Here is a 17,500-nt window from a genome sequence, read left to right as displayed (position 1 = left end):
CCTCCCGCATGGTGCGCCCGATGACGTCCTGGTCCCGGAAGCCCGTCAAGCGTCGCGCGTTCTGCGCGACGAAGCGCAGTTGGGCATCGAACACGTCGATGTGGAAAGGTGACTCGGTGAACAGGCCCCGCAACAGCGCGCGGCCGAGATTCTGCCGTCGTACGGCGTCCGCGCTCTGCGCCAGGACGAGCCATTGCGGTTCACCGGTGGTGGGCACCAGGGGCTGAGCCCGCAGTACGGCCTCGACCTGCCTGCCGTCCCGATGCCTCAGGGATACCCGGCCAAGGGTGGCTGCCTGCCCCGCCCGGCAGCGTTCGGCTAGTCGGGCGGCGTCGCTCTGCTCGTACAGGAGGTCGGTTCCGTGCTGCCCGCGTATCTCGTCCGCCGCGTAGCCGAGCAGCTGCTGGGCGCCGGGACTCCAGCTCGTCACCGCGCCGTCCGCGTCGACGGTGACGTATGCCTCGACCTCCGCTTCGGGGAGATTGTCGAGGGCGTCATGGAACGGGGCGTCGCGCATGTGTCACCCCCACTCCGCGACTCGTGGCACTCTGATGTGCCATGCCCCGGTGGGTTCCGCGGCCGCATCGAGGGAAGCAGCCTGTATCGCTGGTCGAACCATCAACTCGGCTGCAATTCTATCGTCGGGCGAACAGCCCTGCCGGGCGGCAAGCTGCCGCGATGAGGGCGGCGAAAAGTTCCTGTTGAGAGGGGTCGTGCGGCGCGGTGTCCTCAGGGTGCCACTGCACGCCGAGGAACCACCCTGCGGCGCCAGGCCGCTCCACGGCCTCGACCGTGCCGTCGTCGGCGGTGGCGATGACGCTCAGTCCGGCGCCGACGCGGTCCAGGCACTGGTGGTGATAGCAGGAGATCTGGGCCTTCTCCACCCCGAGGACTCCTGCCAGCAGCGAACCGGCTGCGATCGCGATCGGGTGCATACGAGGGCGGTGGTCCGTCTCGGGGCCGCCCATCGTCTGGCGGAGCGTGCCACCGAGGGCAGTGTTGACCACCTGCAGCCCGCGGCAGATCGCGAGCACGGGCAGTCCGGTGTCCAGGGCGTGACGGGCGAGGGCGAGGTCGAAGGCGTCCTGCTCGTCGTCCACGTCGTAGACGGATGCGTGGGCCTCGGCGGCCTCGTAGCGGCTGGGGGCGAGATCGCCGCCCCCGGGCAGCAGGAGCCCGTCGCAGCGCTCCAGGCGGCGGGCGATCTCGTCCGGGTCGGCATGGCCTCCGGGAGCGTGCGGGTGCATGGTCAACGGTTCGCCGCCCGCGCGGTAGACAGCCTCGATCAAGGCGCGGGCGTTGACTTCGGCGGCGTAGCGCAGCGCTGCTGCGGAGGCGGAGAAACGTGCCGGTACGGCGATCAGCGGGCGGCGCGTCACAGCCGGATCCAGGTGGTCTTGAGCTCGGTGAACTTCTCCAGGGCGTGGGCGGACTTGTCACGGCCGTTGCCGGACTGCTTGTAGCCGCCGAAGGGGACGTTGAGGCCGCCCTCCTCGTAGCAGTTGACCCACACGGTGCCGGCCTTCAGCTGCCGGGAGACCTGGTGGGCGGTGCTCAGGTCGCTGGTCCACACCCCGGCTGCCAGCCCGTAGTCGCTGTCGTTGGCGAGTGCAACGGCCTGTTCCGTGGTGTCGAAGGTCATTACGGCCAGGACGGGCCCGAAGACTTCCTCACGGGCGATCCTCATGTCGGGGGTGACCTGGTCGAAGACGGTGGGCTTCAGGTGCAGGCCGCCGGGGTGGGGCAGCGGCGATCCGCCGGTCCGCAGACGGGCGCCGTCCTGCTTCGCGCTGTCGATGTGGGCGAGAACGGTGTCGCGCTGGCGGGCAGTGGCGATCGGCCCCATCTCGGTGTTCGGGTCGAGAGGGTCGCCCACCAGCAGCGTGCCGGCACGTTCGACGATCACGTCGATGACCTGCTCGGCGATGGTGGAATGGACGAGCAGGCGGGAGGGGGCGGTGCACATCTCGCCGGCGTTGAAGAAGATCCCCCACGCGGCGGTGGCTGCGGCCTCGTTCAGGTCGGGTGCGTCGGGGAAGATGATGTTGGGCGACTTGCCACCGAGCTCCAGCCAGACCCGCTTGAGGTTGGAGTCGGCGGCGTAGCGCAGATAGTGGCGGCCGACGGCGGTGGAGCCGGTGAAGGCGAGCACGTCGACGTCGGGGTGCAGGCCGAGGGCCTTTCCGGCGGCTCGGCCCTGGCCCGTGATCACGTTGAGCACACCGTCGGGGACACCGGCCTCGAGGGCGAGACGCCCGAGCCGCAGTGCGGAGAGCGGCGTCTGCTCGGAGGGCTTGAGGACGACGGTGCAGCCCGCCGCGAGCGCGGGAGCGATCTTCCAGGTGCCGAGGGTGAGGGGGAAGTTCCACGGCACGATCGCGGCCACCACGCCGATCGGCTCCCGGGTGACCAGGGCCAGCGCGTCGCTGTGCGTCTGAGGGGCCTCGTCGGACAGCTTGTCGGCGAGTTCCCCGTAGTAACGCAGGGTGTTGATCACGGCCCGCAGCTCGATGCCGTACGCCTCGGTGACGGGCTTGCCCATCTCCAGGCTTACCAGCAGGGCCAGTTCGGCGCGGTGCTCCTCGACCAGGTCGGCGAAGCGCTGCAGTATGCGACCCCGCTCTGTCGGCGACAGGCGAGGCCAGGGGCCGTGGTCGAAGGCGCGACGTGCGGAGGCGACCGCTCGGTCCACGTCGGCGGCGCTCGCGTCGGCGACCTCGGCCAGGACCTGTCCGTCACGGGGCGAGACCACCGGGAAGCTCCCGGCTTCTCCAGGGGCGTCGGTTGCGTCGATCAGGTGGTGAACGGGCGGCGTGAGACGTGCCGCCAAGGTCAGCCATTCTTCATGGGTGGCAGGTGGCATGGAGCCCTCCAGCGATTACGTTTGGACTCAAACGATACACGTCTTGAAGGTATTGACCAGCCCCTTCGGGCCCGGCTAGCTTGTTTGGAGCCAAACGAAATCTGGAGGCTACGACATGTCCCTACGGCGCGACACAGACGCGACCGAGGCGAGAGTCGCCGGCGTCGCCGTCGACACCCGCCACTGGATAGGCGGCGAGCGGGTGGCGTCCGCCGACACCTTCACCACCACCTCACCGATCGACGGTGGCTCACTCGCCGAGATCGCCCGCGGTGGCGCCGCCGAGGCGGCCCAGGCTGTGGCAGCGGCGCGCTCCGCGTTCCCGGCGTGGGCCGCGACCTCACGCGAAGAGCGAGCGCGCATCCTCCACGCCATCGCCGACGGCATCGAGAAGCGCATCGAGGAGCTGGCCGTCGTCGAGACCGCCGACAATGGGGCGCTCCTGCGGTCCCACCGGCGCGGCGTGATGCCCCGGGTGGCGCACAACTTCCGCTTCTTCGCCGACTGGCTTCTCACCCTGGACCACGAGGACTTCGAGACACGCGGCCACACCAACCACGTCTCCTGGGACCCGGCGGGTGTCTGTGCCCTCATCACGCCGTGGAACGCGCCGCTGATGCTCGCCACCTGGAAGGTCGCCCCGGCACTCGCGGCGGGGAACACCGTGGTCCTCAAGCCCGCCGAATGGTCGCCCCTCACGGCGTCGCTGCTCGCCGACATCGCGGCCGAGGCGGGGCTGCCCGCCGGAGTGCTCAACGTCGTCCAGGGCTACGGGGAAGAGGTCGGCGCCGCTCTTGTCTCCGACCCTGGAGTGGCCCGGATCAGCTTCACCGGCTCGGTACCGACGGCCCGCCACATCGCCGCCGCTGCGGCGGCCAATCTGGTCCCGGTCAGCCTGGAGCTCGGCGGCAAATCACCGTTGCTGGTCTTCGCCGACGCCGACCTGGACCTCGCCGTGGACCTCGCGATCGAGCAGTACGACAACGCCGGGCAGGTCTGCCTCGCGGCCACCAGGCTGCTGGTCGAGGAGAGCATCGCCGAGGAGTTCACCGCCCGCTTCCTCACGCGGGCCCGGAAACTCAAGCAGGGCGACCCGCGCGACGAGGCCACGGACATCGGCCCGAACATCCACCGCGACCATGTCGAGCGCATCAACGGCTTCGTCCTGAACGCGATCGACGACGGAGCGACGGTGCTGCTCGGCGGCAGCCCCAACTACCACCTGGGCGGGCTCTACTACCAGCCCACCCTCCTGACGGATGTCGCCCCGGACGCGGAGATCGTCACCGAGGAGGTCTTCGGGCCCGTCCTCACCCTTCAGACCTTCGCCACCGAGGACGAGGCCGTCGAGCTGGCCAACGGCACCCGCTTCGGCCTCGCCGCCACTCTCGCCACGGGCGATACCGAGCGCGCCACGCGCGTCAGCGAGCGGCTCGTTGCAGGAACGGTCTGGGTCAACTGCTTCTTCGTCCGTGACCTCCAGGCCCCCTTCGGCGGGTCCCGCCAGTCCGGCATCGGGCGCGAGGGCGGCACCTGGAGCTTCGACTTCTACTGCGACGTCAAGAACACCGTGACCGCGCCGAAGGGATGGCACACCCATGGGTGAGATCGTCGGCGCCGGCCTGCTCGCACACGTACCCACGATCATGCTCCCCGAGGCCGCTCGCCGGGAGCTCAACCACGGCCAGGACACCACCCTTGTCGGCGGGTTGGAGCAACTGCGCCGCGAGGTCTTCGAATCGGCCGACTACGACACCGTGGTGCTGCTCGACTCCCACTGGGCCACCACTGTCGAGTTCGTCGTCACCGCACACGACCGCCGCGCGGGGCTGTTCACCTCGGAAGAACTGCCGCGGGGGATGTGCCGCATCCCCTACGACTTCCCCGGCGACCCCGCACTCGCCCACGCGATCGCCGCCCAGGCCGACAAACACGGTACCTGGATCACCCCGATCGACGACCAGTACCTCCCGATCTACTACGCCACTGTCAACCTCTGGAAGTACCTGGGCGTCGAGGGTAAACGCTGGGTCTCCATCGGGGTGTGCCAGACCGGAGACACCGAGGACCACCTGCGGCTCGGTCGCGCGCTCGGCGATGCCATCGCCGCCGCCGACCGCAAGGTGCTGCTCATCGCCTCCGGCGCGTTGTCGCACACCTTCTGGCCGCTGCGCGAGATCCGCGACCACGAGGCCAGCGACCCCGAGCACGTCTTCACCCCCGAGGCGCGTGACGCCGACCTCGAACGCATCGAGTGGTTCCAACAGGGCCGCCACGACCGGGTGCTGAAGACCATGCCGGACTTCCTGAAGCACAAGCCCGAGGCCCGCTTCGGCCACTACCTGATGATGGCCGGCGCCCTCGGCGAGGAGCACCTGACGGCTCCGGGCCGCCTGTTCAGCAAGTACGAGAACTCGGTCGGTACCGGACAGGTCCACCTGTGGTTCGACCGGCCCGCGGGCGGCTGGACGGCCCCGCGCTCAACCGGCGCCCTGCGCCACGACATCCACCACCACGTCGACCCCCACCATGACGAGGAGGCACCCCTCCATGCCTGAGTACCGCCGCATACTCCTCGACGGCGCGGTCTTCGAGGTCATCCGTGAAGGCGACGAACTGGTCGCCGCCGACGGACGACGCGTGAAGATCGCCGAGGCACACCACCTTCCGCCGGTTGTCCCTTCCAAGGTCGTCGCCGTCCACCTCAACCATCGCAGCCGGGTCGAGGAGTTCGCCACCTCACTGCCGCCCGCGCCCACCTACTTCCACAAGCCGACCTCCGCGCTCAACGCACACGGCGGCGCGATCGTCCGGCCGGACGGCTGCATGTACCTCAACTACGAGGGCGAAGTGGCCATCGTCATCGGCCGCACCTGCCGCAATGTCTCTCCCGCCGAAGCCGGGGACTACATCGCCGGATACACCATCGCCAACGACTACGGCCTGCACGACTTCCGGGACACCGACGCCGGATCCATGCTCCGCGTCAAGGGCTCGGACACGCTCTGCCCGCTCGGCCCGGGGCTCGTCACCGACTGGGACTTCCGGGGCAAGCGGCTGCGCACCTACGTCAACGGCGAGGTGGTCCAGGACGGCTCCACCGACGAGATGGAGTGGGACATGCACTACCTCGTCGCCGACATCGCCCGCACGATCACCCTGTACCCCGGTGACGTCCTGCTGTCCGGCACCCCCGCCAACTCCCGGCCGGTGCAGCCCGGCGACGTCGTCGAGGTGGAGGTCGAGGGGCTCGGACGCCTTACCAACCACATCGTCACCGGACCGGTGCCCGTACGCGACGACTGCGGTGCCCAGCCCACCGCCTCCGAAGAGGTCCTGTCCACCGCCCTGGGCGGCGACTGGGAGTTCCGGGGCATCCGAGCGCCCCAGCGGACCTGACTCTCCACACTCCGGTGCCGACCCGTCTGACAGGTCGGCACCGGGCTCGCAAATGGACATGCCCCTCCGTCGAACAGTCAGGAGTGAACCCCTGTGGACCTCGGATTCTGGCTCGGCGAGGCTGTGGTCTCGAACGAGGACTGGTCCGCCGGCTTCGGCCCCTGCGCCACGCACCCGGCGCTGGAGGTCGACGACGCCCGGTTCGCTGCGGTATTCCGGGAATTCGCCGAGCGCCTGAAGGACAACTGCCCCTTCTTCCACCCGCGTTACGCCGGCCAGATGCTCAAGCCACCGCACCCGGCCGCGATCGTCGGATACCTCACCGCTGCGCTCATCAACCCCAACAACCACGCCCTGGACGGCGGCCCGGCCACGGCCCGGATGGAACACGAGGTGGTCCAGCAGTTGGCCGACATGTTCGGCTACGACTCGCATCTCGGCCACCTCACCACCAGCGGGACGATTGCCAATCTGGAAGCCCTCTTCGTAGCCCGCGAGACCCACCCCAGGCGCGGCGTCGCGTACAGCGCCGAGGCGCACTACACACACGGCCGGATGTGCGGCGTCCTGGGGATGGAAGGCCATCCGGTCCCGGTCGACGACCACGGCCGGATGGATTTCGACGCCCTGGAGGATCTTCTGGGCGTGGGGAACATCGGCACCGTCGTGCTTACCGCGGGCACCACCGGCCTCGGGGCGGTCGAGCCCATCCACGAGGCCCTCGCCCTGCGCGAGCGCTATGGCGTGCGCATCCACGTGGACGCCGCCTACGGAGGCTTCTTCACCCTGCTGGCCGGCGCGGAAGGTCCCGAGGGACTGCCCGAGGCTCCCTGGCGTGCCATCGCACAGTGCGACTCGATCGTGGTCGACCCGCACAAGCACGGCCTCCAACCCTACGGCTGCGGGGCCATCCTGTTCCGGGACCCGGAGGTGGGCCGGTTCTACCTCCACGACTCGCCCTACACCTACTTCACCTCCGAAGAGCTGCACCTCGGCGAGATAAGCCTCGAGTGCTCGCGGTCCGGCGCGGCAGCCGCCGCGCTCTGGCTCACGTTCCAGATCCTGCCGCCAACCCGAGACGGGCTCGGCGAGGTGCTGGCCGCCGGCCGCAGGGCGGCGGTGCACTGGGCGGGACTGATCGAGGAGTCGGAGCACCTGGAGCTCTACCAGGCCCCGGAGCTCGACATCGTCAGCTACTTCCCCGTGACGGATCCAAAGGCTCTGACCCGGATCGACGAAGCCGGCGCCAGGATCCTGCACGCGGGCATGAATGACACCGAGGACCCGGTGTTCCTCAGCACGCTCCGTGTCTCAGCGGATGCCTTGACCACCCGTCACCCGAAGGTTGCCGCAGATGCGGACGGAGCTCGGAGCCTCCGCAGCGTACTGATGAAGCCCGAGTCCGAGGGGTACGTGGACCACTTGCACGCCCGGCTTGTAGAACTCGCGCGGTCCTGATCACCGGCAGAGCCGACAAGCGATGCAAAGGAGGCCGCCTGTGCGGGCACTGATCATCAAGCACGACCACCTGTCCACACCGGGCTACGTGGGGGAGAGGCTCGCCCAACGAGGCTACGTCCTCGACGAGTTGCTCGTTGTCCCCGAATCGCGCTTCACCGATCCTGGCGTCGGATGCACCTTCCCCGAAGTGGAGGATTTCGATCTGGTCGTCGCCCTGGGGGCGCCCTGGTCGGTGGATCACACAGACCTGATCGGACCGTGGATCGCACCCGAACTGACACTGCTGGAGTCGGCGCACGCCCGTGGGATCCCGGTACTGGGCATCTGCTTCGGCGGCCAAGCGCTGGCGACCGCACTCGGCGGCCGAGTCGAACGATCGCCGCGCTTCGAGCTCGGTTGGACCAGCATCCACACCGACGCGCGCTGGCTCGTACCGGACGGCCCCTGGTTCCAGTTCCATGGTGATCGATGGGTACTTCCGCCCGGGGCGCGCGAGATCGCCCGCAACGACGTGGCTTCCCAGGCGTTCGTGCACGGCCGCAGCATGGGTGTCCAGTTCCACCCCGAGCTCACCCCGGAGACGCTGGCGGCATGGCTCGCCCATGGTGGCGATGCCATGGCGAGCAAGCTCGGCCTGGACCTTGGTGAGCTACTCGCTCACACGCGCGAGGAGGCCCCGGCTGCCCAGCTGCGGGCACACCTGCTGGTCGACGCCTTCCTGGCACTGCCACACTCCGACAGTTCCCCGGCGCGACCGGCACCCACATCTCATCCGGCCGAGATCGAAAGAAACGGGAATGGACATGACGGCACCTGATGGAGCGACCGAAATCTCACGCGGAGAGCATGATCTCCCCGATGTGTCGAGTTTGACCGTCGGTGTTCTCGGCGGAACCGGCGACCTGGGCAGTGGTCTGGCTTACCGGCTGGCCAAAGCGGGGCAGCGGGTGGTGATCGGCTCGCGGAGCGTCGAACGCGCCGAAGCTGTCGCCGCCGAGCTGGGCCTGGGCGTCCGTGGAGCCGACAACGCCGCTGCCGCCGCGGCCGGCGACATCGTGATCATCGCGGTCCCCTGGGACGGCCACCGCGCCATCCTGCAGTCCACCCGTAGGGCGCTTGCAGGCAAGGTAGTCATCGACTGCGTCAATCCGCTTGGCTTCGACAAGCAAGGCGCCCACGCCCTGAAACCCGACGAGGGAAGTGCCGCCCAGGAGGCCGCTGCTCTGCTGCCGGACTCGCACGTCACGGCCGCCTTCCACCACGTTTCCGCGAGGCTGCTGTTGGACGGGGAGGCAGAGCAGATAGACACGGACGTCATGGTGCTCGGGGACTCGCGCGCGGCCACTGACATCGCCCAGGCTCTGGCCTGTCGCATCCCTGGCATGCGGGGAATATTCGCCGGTCGGCTGCGCAATGCCCACCAGGTGGAGTCACTGACCGCGAACCTGATCTCGGTGAACCGCCGCTACCGGGCTCACGCGGGTCTGAGGGTCACGGATGTCTGAGGCATTGGCCCTCGGTCGGCAGGAACACCGCCGTCACGCAGCCTCGTGCGGCTCACTGCTTTCCGGTGCTGGTTTGGTGCTGACCTCGGAGGGGCGATGCCGAGAGAACAGCAGGTCGTAGCTCTGATCGGACGAGTTGTCGTACCACTCGATGGTGGTGCCGATGAGACTGGCGGCGACGATGCGGGGGAGGTTGGGCGGGGCTGGTGGAGCGGTCGCGGGGGAGGACATCGGCACCACTTCCTGGCGTTCGACGGGGACGTTTGCGTGTCGCCACACCGTAGGAACGGGCAGATCGGAGGCGTATGTGGTGGGGCACCATAGTTCTGAGCGTGGGAGTGCGTGCGGCCACCATGGAGGCGGTGTCGGTGCCGTCGTGGGACCTCCACCATGCGGCGTCGTTCGGGCCCCGACGGTCAACGTGCGGGACATGGCGGGCAGACGGACAATATTGCTGGTGGGGTGTTCACCCTGCCCGTCTTCGGCACAGGCGCATACGGATCCGCGTTTCACGCTCCGCAGCCCGCCCGGACGTCGCCCTCGCGCTCGTCTGCGCGCGCCGCGCGCGTGAAAAGGGGTGTTCAACCATGGGCGGTATCAACGGACCGGCTCTTGAGAGTCTGCGTGGGGCGCTGCGGGGACCCGTCCTCGCACCGGGAGACCCCGGCTACGACGAGGCCCGCGGCATCTACAACGCCATGATCGACCGGCGGCCAGCCGCGATTGCCGGGTGCGTCGACGTGGCGGACGTACGGACCGTGCTCTCCTTCGCCCAGGACGCCGGAGTGGAGCTGGCGGTGCGCGGCGGCGGACACAGCGGTCCGGGGCTGTGCCTGGTCGATGACGCGCTCACGCTTGACCTGACGCCGATGCGCTGGGTGGACGTCGACCAGGAGACGAGGACCGCGCGGGTGGGTGGCGGAAGCCAGTTGGGCGACCTCGACCACGCGACCCACACCTTCGGCCTGGCCACTCCGGCCGGGATCGTGTCGACCACGGGAGTCGGCGGTCTCACCCTCGGCGGCGGGCACGGGCATCTGACCCGCAGGTACGGCCTGACCATCGACAATCTGCTGTCCGCCGACGTGGTCCTCGCCGACGGCACGTCCGTCACCGCGTCGGAGAACGACCACCCGGACCTGTTGTGGGCTCTGCGGGGCGGCGGCGGCAACTTCGGCGTGGTCACGTCGTTCACGTTCCGGTTGCACCCCGTGGACACCGTCGGCGTCGCGCTGACCGTCTGGCCCGTCGACCGCACCCGCGAAGTGCTCCAGTGGTACAGGGAGTTCCTGCCCGCCGCGCCCCAGGAGCTCACCGGATTCTTCGCCCTGCTGACGGTTCCGCCCGCGCCGCCCTTCCCCGAGCCGATCCACGGGCGGAAGGTGTGCGGCGTGGTGTGGTGCTACACAGGCGACCTGGAAGGGGACCGCCTGGAGAAGACGCTGACCGTCGTGAACACGCCTGGGCCGCCGGCATTCCACTTCACCACCCCCATGCCCTACCCCGCTCTGCAGAGCATGTTCGACGGGCTGATGCCGAAGGGGCTGCAGTGGTACTGGCGCGGCGACTTCTTCGACGCCATCCCCGACGACGCCATCGCCGTACACGAGCAGTACGGCCAGAACCTCCCCACCGGCCTGTCCACGATGCACCTGTACCCGGTCGACGGGGCCACCCGCCGTGTCGACGCCGGCGACACGGCCTGGGCCTACCGGCATGCCACGTGGTCCGGCGTCATCGCGGGTATCGACCCCGAGCCCGCCAACGCCGACCTGATCCGCCAGTGGTGCGTCGACTACTGGAGCGACCTGCACCCCTATTCCATGGGCGGCGCGTACATCAACTTCCTTGGCGAGGAGGAGAGCGCCGACCGGGTCCGGGGAACGTACCGCGACCACTACGACCGGCTCGCCGCGATCAAGCACACGTACGACCCCGACAACTTCTTCCAGGCCAACCAAAACATCCCACCCGCCACTTCGTGACCGGCCGACCTCGTATGTAAGTGATCTTCTCGTACTGCGTAGGGAGAACTCGTGATAGGTGTCACCGTTACTTTCTCCTACCCCGGCGACTTCGATCGCTCACGGATTATCAACGTCGCCGAGAACGCGCGTGGCATGTTCGAAGGCATGCCAGGCTTGCGGTTCAAGTTCTTCACCTTTGATGAGGAGCGGCGGCAGGCGGTCAACTTCTATGTCTGGGAATCGAAAGAAGAGGCAGCGCGGTTCTTCACTGAGGAATTGCGCGGGCGAGTAACTGACCTGTACGGCGTGGCGCCATCCATAGAGTTCGTGCAGATCGCCGAGATCGTCGACAATTCGGATTGATCGAGTCCCAGGATGCGGTGCCGGTTCGGTGGTGACTGTCCGGGATGAGCCGGCTACTTTCGGCTGCCCTTGACCGGGCCCTCATTCGCATACTGGGATAAGCTGTAACAAGGCGGGAGAAGATCAACTCCAACAGCGCCAGGGGTCGGTTTTCATGGACCTCAACACCATCACCGAAGTAATCCGGCGACCGTCCGAGCGGCCAGGCACGGACTGGCGCGAGGGCGACGCCTGGCTCGCAGGCGGAACGTGGCTCTTTTCCACGGAGCAGCCGGACCTGCGACGGCTGATCGACCTGACGGCGTTGCGTTGGGAGCCCCTTGTTCTGACGGACAAGGGCCTGGAGATCAGCGCCACATGCACCATTCGCGACCTGTACGCCTCCCCGTGGCCGGAGGGCTGGACCGCCGGAATTCTCTTCCGGGAAAGCTGCGAGGCGTTCCTGTCCTCGTTCAAGGTCTGGAACGCGGCGACCGTCGGCGGAAACATCTGCATGTCCCTGCCCGCCGGCCCGATGATCACGTTGACGGTCGCGCTGGAGGCGCAGTACGAACTATGGGCGCCCGATGGCTCCGTGCGCTTCGTCGACGCCCTCGATTTCGTCACGGGCGACCACCGCAACGTTCTCGCGCCCGGGGAACTCCTTCGGCGCATCACCATTCCGGAGCACGCGCTGCGCAAACGCACCGCGCACCGTCGCTTCACGCTGACCCGGCTCGGCCGTTCGACGGTGTTCCTCGTCGGCACGCAACGGCTGGGGGCGAGTGACCTGTTGCTCACCGTCACCGCCGGCACCACGCGGCCGGTCCGCATCGCCTTCGCCTCCTTGCCCGATGTTCGAACCCTGCGGCAGAGCATCGACGCCGTGCCGGCCGACGTCTGGTTCGCCGATCCCAACGGGACCCCTGACCACCGTCGGCATCTGACCCGGCACTTCGCCGAAGAGATCTGCCGCGAACTCATGGCTGGGGACCTGGCATGAGCTACATCGTCAACGGCAAGAGATTCGACCGGGAGCCGGCCCCCGGCCAGTGCCTGCGCACCTTCCTGCGCGAACTCGGCCACTTCGGCGTCAAGAAGGGGTGCGACGCGGGCGACTGCGGCGCCTGCACGGTGTGGCTGGACGGCGTACCGGTACACAGCTGCATCACCCCCGCGTTCCGCGCGGACGGCCGTGAGGTGACCACGATCGAGGGCCTGGGAAAGCCCGGCGCCCTGCATCCCGTGCAGCGGCAGTTCGAGGAGGCGCCGGGGTTCCAGTGCGGTTTCTGCACCGCAGGGATGATCATGACGTCGGCGACCTTCACCGAGGACCAGAAGGCGGATCTGCCACGGGCGTTGAAGGGCAACCTCTGCCGCTGCACCGGATACCGGGCGATCGAGGACGCCGTGAAGGGCGTCAGCGCGGTGGAGACGGCAGCACCGGGCAAGGCCGTCGGGACGAGCGTCGGCGCGCCCGCGGGCCACGACGTGGTGACGGGTCACGCCGAGTTCACCATGGACACGCACATCGACGGCATGCTGCACCTCAAGGTGCTGCACTCCCCCCACGCACACGCCCGGATCCTCTCGATCGACAAGAGCGCCGCCCTCGCGCTGCCCGGCGTGCACCGGGTCTACACCTGGGACGACGTACCCCGCAGACGCTTCACCACGGCGATCCACACCGACCACCTGGTCGACCCGGACGACACCTACATCCTCGACGACACGGTCCGCTTCGCCGGCCAGCGCGTTGCCGCGGTCCTGGCCGACACGGTCGGGGCGGCCGAGGAGGGCTGCCGGCGTCTCGCGGTCGAGTACGAGGTGCTGCCGGCGGTGTTCGACCCCGAGGCGGCGATGGCCGACGGCGCACCCCAGCTGCACGGCTCCGACGATCCGTTCGTCCGCGACCCCGTCCACAACATCCTGCTCGAACTCCACTCGCACATCGGCGACGTCGACGCGGGATTCGCCGCGGCCGACGTGATCCACGAAGGCACGTACTTCTCCCCGCGGGTGCAGCACGCGCATCTGGAGACCCACGGCTCGATCGCATGGATGGAGGACGGCCGGCTGAACGTCCGTACCAGTTCGCAGTCACCGTCGATCGCGAAGGTCAAACTGGAGTACCTGTTCGCGCTGCGCCCGGACCAGGTGAGGGTGTTCTGCAAGCGCGTCGGCGGTGGATTCGGCGGCAAGCAGGAGGTGATCGCGGAGGACCTGGTCGCGCTCGCCACCCTGGACACCGGGCGGCCCACCTGTCTGGAGTACACCCGTGAGGAGGAGTTCACCACGGCCTCGCCGAGGCATCCGATGGCCCTGACGGTCAAGCTCGGCGCGAAGGCCGACGGAACGCTCACCGCCGTCCAGGTACGCAACGTGTCGAACACGGGCGCCTACGGCAACCACGGCGGCGAAACGGTGTACGCGGGCGGAGCCGCCGTCATGATCTACCGCTGCCCCAACAAGAGGTACGACGCGTACTCCGTCTACACGAACACCGTGCCGAGCGGGGCGCTGCGAGGTTACGGGATGACGCAGCCGGCGTTCGCGGTGGAGTCGGCGATGGACGAACTGGCCCGCGCCCTTCACCTCGACCCGCTGGAACTGCGCCGACGCAACATCGTGCGGCCGGGTGAGCCCCTGGTCGCCCTGCACGACGGCCCGGACGACGTGATCTTCACCGAGGACGGACTCGCCAAGTGCATCGACCTGGTGGGCGAGGCCCTGGCCCGTACGGCCGACCGGCCGCCCCCTGGCCCCGCGTGGCTCGTCGGTGCCGGCGTGGCGAGTTCGCTGCACGAGACCGCGCCCCCGACGGAACACCTCTCCGAGGCCTGGGTCACGCTGGGCGACGATCTCCTCTACGAACTGGCTGTCGGGACCGCCGAGTTCGGGGAGGGAACGTCCACGGCCCATGTCCAGATCGCGGCCAACCAGCTGGGCACGACGCCGTCGCGGATCCGTCTGGTGCAGTCCGACACCGACCGCACGGGATTCGACACCGGTGCCTTTGCCAGCGCCGGCCTCTTCGTGGCGGGCAACGCGGTCCTGCGGGCGGCCAACGCCGTGCGCGACCGCATCCTGCACTTCGCCGCGGCGCACACGGGCGTCCATGTCGTGATGTGCACGATGGACGACGACGGTGTCGTCTGCGGGGACCGGCGGGTGTCGCTGGCCGAACTCGTCGCGCTGGCCCGGGCGCGTGGAATCCGTTTCACCGCCGCACGCAAGGCGTACGGCTCGCCCCGGAGCGTGACCTCCAACACGCAGGGGTTCCGGGTCGCCGTGCACCGCGTGACGGGTGAGATACGGATCCTGTACAGCGTGCATGCGGCGGACGCCGGGGTGATCATCAACCCGGCGCAGGTCCGGGGACAGGTGGAGGGCGGTGTCGCCCAGGGCATCGGCTTCGCGCTGACCGAGAACCATCACGTCGACGACAACGGCGTCATGGTCAACCCGAACCTCCGGAACTACCGCATCCCCACCTACGCCGACATCCCCCGTACCGAGGTCCTCCTGGTGGACTCGGCGGATTCGGTGGGGCCGATGCGGGCGAAGGGAATGGCGGAGTGCTGTATCAACCCGGTCGCCCCCGCGCTCGCGAACGCGGTGCATGACGCCACGGGCGTCCGCTACCGTGCGCTGCCGCTGACTCCGGAACGCATTTACGGCCGACTCCCTGCGGAGCAGTCGGTGTCGGCAGGTTGAGCCACCATGAACACCGAAAGGAACATCGCCGCCGCGGCGACGGCGATCATCGGCCAGAAGGTCCTGCCCGGGATGGAGCGGGAATTCGAGTCGTGGCAGGAGGATCTCAACGCCGCTGCCGCCTACTATCCAGGTTTCCTGGGCGCCGAGATCTCCCCGCCGACGTCGCTGCAACCCGACTGGGTCGTCGTGTACCGGTTCGACTCGGTGGCGCATCTGCAGGCGTGGATCAACAGCGGGACCAGGCAGACGTATCTCGACGTCGGCGCCAAGTACTTCGACGGTCCGGCGACCCAGCAGGTGGTCAGCAGCGGCACCCAGTCACTGGATCCGCTGGTCACCGTGGTGGTCACCCACCGTGTCCACCCGAACCAGGTCGACGACTTCCTCCACTGGCAGCACCACATGGTCCAGGAGGAGAGCAAGTTCGAAGGGTTTCGGGGGACCGAGCTCTTCCGCCCCATCGAGGGGCTCCAGGAGGAATGGACCACGCTGTACCGCTACGACACCGCCGAGCACCTCGACGCCTGGCTGACGTCGCCCGAGCGGCAGGAGATCCTGGCCGAGGGCGAGAAGTTCAGCGACTTCAAACTGCGTACGATCGACAACTCGTTCGGCAGCTGGTTCGCCTTCGAGGGCAACGGCAAAGAGGCACCGCCGCCGCCCTCCGAGACCAGGACCTCCCTCGCCATCTGGGTCGGCCTGTACCCGACTGTCGTACTGCTGACGCTCGCTCTGTCCCCACTGCACATGCCGCTCTGGATCGGCCTGCTCGTGGGCAACCTGCTGTCGAGTCTCATCATGAGCTTCCTGACCATGCCCTACTACGTGAACCCGCTGCTCGGGCGATGGCTGCGACCACCGCCGGACGAACCGGCGGCAAGAACCAACCTCCGTGGCCTCGGTGTCGTCGCGGTGGCGATGGCCTTCTGGGCTGTCGTCTTCTACCTCGTCACGGTCCGGTTGTGGACACTGCCCTGACCGGCGACGGCCCGGTCGGTGGGTCAGTGGCCTGTGTCCGTGAAGACGCCTCACCGGACGAGGTGCCTCCATCAAACCGCGCACAGCGCACGCCCGCTGTGGCTACCGTCACGGACCGCGCCGGTCACCTTCGGTAAGAGCGGCCGACGTGGCTCAGCGCTGCTGCCGGATGCGCTGGGCGACCGCACTGTTCTCCGTCTCCCACCACGGACGCACCCGGTCCGCCTCCTCCCCGGCACCTCCCGCCACGGGTGCCGCCGGGACCAGCTCCGCCTCCAGACGGCGGTCCAGTGCGACGGTCTCGGCCCGCTCGGTGCGCGCCCACTGCGCGAGGATCGCCAGCAGGAAGGGGAGTGCCACCAGCTCCGCGATGCTGATCATCGCGCCCCCGCCGAGCTGCTGGTCGCGCTGTACGTCCGGCGCCCAGGGCGGGGCATGGTGCAGATACCAGGCCCCGGCGATCAGCGTGCCGTGGGTCATGACGACGATGCCGGGCACCGCGTCGACGACCCCGTCGAGGAACACCAGCGCCGCCCGCACGGGATGCGTGCACCACTCCGGCAGGGCTTCCTCGCGGGTGAGCACCGGCACCACGAACAGACACCCGGCCACCAGGAGGTGCAGATACATCAACTCGTGCAGCCAGCCGACGCGGAGAGCGGTCTCGAAGTACGGCGTGAAGTACACCGTCAGCTCGGTCGCCAGCACCAGCGCGGTACTGATCAGCGGGAAGGTGAGGAGTCGTACGACCCGCCCGGTCATCGCCCGTTGCACCCGCCCTGCGCCGCGTTCGTGCAGGGCCCGGAGGGCCAGCCCCAGCGGATCGCCGAGCGCCAGGCCCAGCGGTGCGACCAGGTCGAGGAGGATGTTCTGCACCGCGGCCGGCCAGAACAGCACATGGTCGTACACGGCCAGTGCGGACATCGTGGCCACGACCAGCGTGCCCAGCCCCAGCAGCGTGAAGGCCGCGATGCGGACCGGGGGCCAGGATCCACCCCGGCGCCTGAGCCGCAGCACGCCCCAGCCGTACAGGGTGCCCAGCAGGACGACGAGCAGCAGCGCGGGCACGTCCAACTGCCATGAGGAGAACAGCCGTCCGGTGGTCAGTTCCGGCGGACTCCCCATGGCGATCTCCTTCGCGACATAACGGGCATCAGGTCGGACTTGCCGAGGCACTCTACGCCGCACAGGACGTGGCGGTCGGACCCTCACCGGGGCCGCGCCTCGTTCTCCTACCGGCCTCCTACCAAGCTCCTACCAAGCGG

Annotated in this window: 16 protein-coding genes; 11 read left to right on the top strand and 5 right to left on the bottom strand. The window is 68.7% G+C overall.

Annotated elements, in window-relative coordinates; translation table 11 throughout:
• The 3 genes from BEK98_RS27980 to BEK98_RS27970 form a co-directional block, all read right to left on the bottom strand.
• On the bottom strand, positions 1-517 hold a 517-nt coding region (locus BEK98_RS27980; RefSeq protein WP_143684164.1), incomplete at its 3' end, for a PAS domain-containing protein.
• Positions 518-635: 118 nt separating this feature from the next.
• Entirely contained in the window at positions 636-1,379 is a 744-nt protein-coding gene (locus tag BEK98_RS27975) for a gamma-glutamyl-gamma-aminobutyrate hydrolase family protein (RefSeq protein ID WP_094219431.1), read from the bottom strand.
• Positions 1,376-2,863 (bottom strand): aldehyde dehydrogenase, encoded by a 1,488-nt coding sequence (locus BEK98_RS27970; protein ID WP_094219430.1) that lies wholly within the window; start codon positions 2,861-2,863, stop codon positions 1,376-1,378. Before BEK98_RS27970 ends, BEK98_RS27975 begins: the two co-directional genes overlap by 4 nt.
• A 115-nt stretch (positions 2,864-2,978) precedes the next feature.
• Between BEK98_RS27970 and BEK98_RS27965 the strand changes: the two genes are divergently transcribed.
• The 6 genes from BEK98_RS27965 (at position 2,979) to npdG (ending at position 9,228) form a co-directional block, all read left to right on the top strand.
• On the top strand, positions 2,979-4,469 hold the full coding sequence (locus BEK98_RS27965; RefSeq protein WP_094219429.1) for an aldehyde dehydrogenase: 1,491 nt from the start codon (positions 2,979-2,981) through the stop codon (positions 4,467-4,469).
• Positions 4,462-5,421, top strand: a complete 960-nt coding sequence (locus BEK98_RS27960) for a DODA-type extradiol aromatic ring-opening family dioxygenase (RefSeq protein ID WP_094219428.1) — start codon at positions 4,462-4,464, stop codon at positions 5,419-5,421. The genes BEK98_RS27965 and BEK98_RS27960 overlap by 8 nt, the downstream gene beginning before the upstream one ends.
• Positions 5,414-6,262 carry a fumarylacetoacetate hydrolase family protein gene (locus BEK98_RS27955; protein WP_094219427.1) on the top strand — a complete coding sequence of 283 codons (849 nt, stop codon included), beginning with the start codon at positions 5,414-5,416 and terminating at the stop codon, positions 6,260-6,262. Before BEK98_RS27960 ends, BEK98_RS27955 begins: the two co-directional genes overlap by 8 nt.
• Before the next feature lie 93 nt (positions 6,263-6,355).
• On the top strand, positions 6,356-7,720 hold the full coding sequence (locus tag BEK98_RS27950; protein ID WP_094219426.1) for a pyridoxal phosphate-dependent decarboxylase family protein: 1,365 nt from the start codon (positions 6,356-6,358) through the stop codon (positions 7,718-7,720).
• Positions 7,721-7,760: 40 nt separating this feature from the next.
• Complete coding sequence (locus BEK98_RS27945; protein ID WP_167444273.1) at positions 7,761-8,540, top strand: type 1 glutamine amidotransferase; 780 nt, start codon at positions 7,761-7,763, stop codon at positions 8,538-8,540.
• Entirely contained in the window at positions 8,527-9,228 is a 702-nt protein-coding gene (npdG, locus tag BEK98_RS27940) for an NADPH-dependent F420 reductase (protein WP_094219465.1), read from the top strand. The genes BEK98_RS27945 and npdG overlap by 14 nt, the downstream gene beginning before the upstream one ends.
• A gap of 33 nt (positions 9,229-9,261) precedes the next feature.
• Here the strand turns inward: npdG and BEK98_RS49610 are convergent, their stop codons facing one another.
• The gene (locus tag BEK98_RS49610; protein WP_208643255.1) at positions 9,262-9,459 is read right to left on the bottom strand and encodes a hypothetical protein; all 198 of its coding nucleotides are present in this window, start codon (positions 9,457-9,459) and stop codon (positions 9,262-9,264) included.
• Positions 9,460-9,815: 356 nt separating this feature from the next.
• Here BEK98_RS49610 and BEK98_RS27930 point away from each other — a divergent pair, with 356 nt between their 5' ends.
• The 5 genes from BEK98_RS27930 to BEK98_RS27910 all read left to right on the top strand — a co-directional run bounded on the left by BEK98_RS27930 (position 9,816) and on the right by BEK98_RS27910 (position 16,235).
• Positions 9,816-11,213, top strand: coding sequence for an FAD-binding oxidoreductase (locus tag BEK98_RS27930; RefSeq protein WP_208643250.1), 1,398 nt, complete (start codon positions 9,816-9,818; stop codon positions 11,211-11,213).
• Positions 11,214-11,264: 51 nt separating this feature from the next.
• Positions 11,265-11,558 (top strand): hypothetical protein, encoded by a 294-nt coding sequence (locus tag BEK98_RS27925; RefSeq protein ID WP_094219424.1) that lies wholly within the window; start codon positions 11,265-11,267, stop codon positions 11,556-11,558.
• A gap of 154 nt (positions 11,559-11,712) precedes the next feature.
• Complete coding sequence (locus BEK98_RS27920) at positions 11,713-12,540, top strand: FAD binding domain-containing protein (protein ID WP_094219423.1); 828 nt, start codon at positions 11,713-11,715, stop codon at positions 12,538-12,540.
• Positions 12,537-15,254: a molybdopterin-dependent oxidoreductase gene (locus BEK98_RS27915; RefSeq protein WP_094219422.1), complete on the top strand. Its 2,718-nt coding sequence runs from the start codon at positions 12,537-12,539 to the stop codon at positions 15,252-15,254. Before BEK98_RS27920 ends, BEK98_RS27915 begins: the two co-directional genes overlap by 4 nt.
• 6 nt (positions 15,255-15,260) lie before the next feature.
• The gene (locus BEK98_RS27910) at positions 15,261-16,235 is read left to right on the top strand and encodes an antibiotic biosynthesis monooxygenase (protein WP_094219421.1); all 975 of its coding nucleotides are present in this window, start codon (positions 15,261-15,263) and stop codon (positions 16,233-16,235) included.
• A 153-nt stretch (positions 16,236-16,388) separates the two neighbouring features.
• Here BEK98_RS27910 and BEK98_RS27905 read toward each other — a convergent pair whose 3' ends face one another.
• Complete coding sequence (locus tag BEK98_RS27905) at positions 16,389-17,360, bottom strand: cytochrome c oxidase assembly protein (protein WP_094219420.1); 972 nt, start codon at positions 17,358-17,360, stop codon at positions 16,389-16,391.
• Positions 17,361-17,500: the final 140 nt, after the last annotated feature.

Source organism: Streptomyces diastatochromogenes (assembly GCF_002242805.1).
GTDB classification, from domain to species: Bacteria; Actinomycetota; Actinomycetes; order Streptomycetales; family Streptomycetaceae; genus Streptomyces; species Streptomyces diastatochromogenes.
The sequence above is the reverse complement of the archived record's forward strand: the minus strand, read 5'-3'. Positions and strand labels throughout refer to the sequence as shown.